The organism is Microbulbifer echini (genome assembly GCF_041447225.1).
Lineage (GTDB): Bacteria > Pseudomonadota > Gammaproteobacteria > Pseudomonadales > Cellvibrionaceae > Microbulbifer > Microbulbifer echini.
Genome location: NZ_JBGMEL010000055.1, coordinates 1 through 704, shown reverse-complemented (window position 1 = coordinate 704; position 704 = coordinate 1). Strand labels below are relative to the sequence as shown.

Genomic DNA, 704 nt, shown 5'->3' with positions numbered 1-704 from the left:
TGATTCGCTGTAGAAAGTACGGTGAAAGTGTCGGCGGCATCGGTACCGGTCAGGGTAATACCACTGTCGGCGTTCACCGTATTAAAACCGGAGAACAGCATATCGCTGCTGTCAAAGTCGCCAACGGTATCGGAGTTGTTCAGGCTGACATCGGCGATAACCTTTGCGGTGTTGCTGCCACCGCCTTGTACTTGATCCAGGCTGGTGAAGTGAATACTGGCGATATCGAGGGCTTTATCACCGGCGACAACCGCGATCTCACCGCTGGCGGACACATCCAGGAATTGGGTTTGTGCCTGACCGATTCCGCTAAACACAAAATTGGTATCCGGCGTGGTCAGCAGCTCCACTTCTTTGACGCTGCCAGTCAGGGCGAGGCCGGCGCTGTACAGGGTGGCGTCAACAATATCGTCCAGACCGCTAAGGCCATCCGCATGCGCGCGGACACCACTGAGCGCGGTAAAGTAAACCCCGTTCACTTCGACACGGCCGTCATTCTGAACGGTGTAGGTTTCCTGCTGTGTGGTGCCGACCAACTGACTGTCACCAGTGGCGGTCACATTTTCTAAGCTGACAAAGTCGATCGCGCTGTGGCTAAAGCCACCGCTGTTATCACTCAAGATAAAGTTAGTATCGGTCAGGCCGACCAAGGTGTCGCTGTCATCGCCACCATCGACCTTGCTGACGCCGTAAAAGTCGATGTT

1 protein-coding gene is annotated in these 704 nt (G+C 55.0%); it reads right to left on the bottom strand.

Annotation, left to right across the window (positions count from 1 at the left end; translation table 11 throughout):
* Nucleotides 1–704 (bottom strand): hypothetical protein (locus ACCI51_RS19425; RefSeq protein ID WP_371845083.1); only part of this gene is annotated, 704 nt, incomplete at both ends.